The organism is Allobosea massiliensis, assembly GCF_042655245.1.
Lineage (GTDB): Bacteria > Pseudomonadota > Alphaproteobacteria > Rhizobiales > Beijerinckiaceae > Allobosea > Allobosea massiliensis.
In genome coordinates this window covers 1-1,913 of the sequence record NZ_JBHSLU010000051.1, presented here as the reverse complement: position 1 = coordinate 1,913, position 1,913 = coordinate 1, and the positions used below count along the sequence as shown (strand labels likewise).

Annotated in this window: 2 protein-coding genes; both read left to right on the top strand. The window is 65.6% G+C overall.

Annotated elements, in window-relative coordinates; translation table 11 throughout:
• Positions 1 to 581, top strand: a 581-nt coding sequence (locus tag ACFPN9_RS16250) for a methyl-accepting chemotaxis protein (RefSeq protein ID WP_377817254.1), incomplete at its 5' end; no start/stop codon positions are given.
• 350 nt (positions 582 to 931) lie between these two features.
• Positions 932 to 1,913, top strand: a 982-nt coding sequence (locus tag ACFPN9_RS16245) for an MCP four helix bundle domain-containing protein (RefSeq protein WP_377817253.1), incomplete at its 3' end; no start/stop codon positions are given.

The window sequence follows — 1,913 nt, the reverse complement described above, 5'->3', positions numbered from 1 at the left end:
AGGGCTTCGCCGTCGTGGCCTCGGAGGTTCGGACCCTCGCCCAGCGCTCGGGCGCCGCGGCGAAGGACATCTCGGCGCTGATCTCCTCCTCGAACACCGAAGTCGGCGAAGGCGTGAAGCTGGTGCGACAGGCCGGCGAGGCGCTGGAGCAGATCCTCGGCGCCTCGCAGAAGGTCGCCGCGACCATCGCGGAGATCTCGGCGGCATCCGGCGAGCAGGCGAGCGGCGTCGACGAGATGAGCCAGGCGGTCGCCCATCTCGACGAGATGACGCAGCAGAATGCCGCGCTGTCCGAGCAGAGCGCGGCCTCGGCCGGCTCCCTCGCCAGCAAGATCGGCCAGCTCAACGATCTCGTCGCCGCGTTCAGGACAGGGTCCGATACGGCCGCTGCGGCGCCCGCCGCCGCCGCAGGCGAGCCTGCCCGGCTGCGCCAGCTCGCCGAGGCCGCCTTCGCCGGTGCGCGACCGGCTCCGCGACCGGCACCGACCCCGGCCGCCGCGAAACCGCAGCCCGCAGCGCCAACCCCAGCGCGAAAGGTGGCCAACAGCCGCGCCGGCGATAGCGGTTGGGAAGAGTTCTGAACCGAGCGCACCCTGCGCAGTCATCGAGGCCCTGCCCTAATGGCAGGGCCTTTCTTGTATGGCGAGCGGTTGGCGGAGCCCGATGCAGGCACCCCCGAAGCGATGGCGCGACGCGCTGACGCAGAGGCCCGATTCGTTATCGACAAGCTCCTCCATGACAACAGGCGACATTGTGCCGATCGTTCAGTACATGGCGACTCTGCCTTAACGTCAGATCAAGTTTCTATTGGTTTATCATCCGTTAAACCTTGCGTGATACGTAGGGAGGACTGCCATCGGCAGTGACGCGATCGGGTGGGGGCCGCCCTCCGGCGAGACCGTGCGCGTGACCTCAGCATCGGGACCCGGACATGCTCAAGAAACTCACCATCCGCAGCTCGCTGATCGGCATCGTTGTCGCGCTGGCGGCCGCCGTGATCGCCGCCATCGGCTTGTCGATGCTGGGCATGAGCGCCATGAAGGCCGACACCGAGACACTCGCAAATCGCGTCATGCCCACGGTGAAGATTGCCGGCGAGATCGAATCCCTGATGCTGACCCGTCACCTGCTGCTCAATATGCATGCGAATACGACCGATGCGGCCGCGCTGTCTCAGTTCGAGGCCGACATCCGCAACGACAGCGCAAACTTGGAGCGCCTGCGTCGTGATCTTGGGCCGCTGCTTGTTTTGGAGAGCAGCCGGGAGGCGCTGAAGCGCTATGAGGCTTTGGTGCCCACCTACCTCTCTGGTATCGACAAGGTGCTCGATCTCTCCCGCAAGGGAGACAAGCAAGCTGCGGCGGCGCAACTGCGTGAGATTCGCCCGACAGTTTATGCGATGAAGCAAGCCCTCGAAGATCTCGGCAAGCATATCTCCAGCCGTGGGCTTACCGTCATCGCCGCAGCCGAAGCCACCTACAAAACCAATCTCTTTCTGTTCATGGGTTTGGCTGTCGTTTCCGCGCTCGTCAGCCTCGGCGCCATCCTGATGGCCACCCGCCGCATCGCCAGCCCGATCGTCGCCACGACCAACGCCATGAACGAATTGGCGAAGGGCCATCTCGAGACGGTCATCCAGCACACCGAACGCCATGACGAGATCGGCACCATGGCCAAGGCCCTTGAGGTGTTCCGCGAGAATCTGGTGAAGGTCCGGGCGCTGGAGGAGCAGGAGCGCGCGGCGGCCGAGCGGCGCATGCGCGCAGCCGAGAACATGGCACTGGTGGTCTCCGATGTCGGCGAGGTGGTCGCCGCTGCGGCCGCCGGCGATTTCTCGGCGCGGCTGCAGATCGACCAGGCCGACGCGCAGATGCAGAAGCTCGTCGCCGGCATCAACGAGATCAATGCGGTGG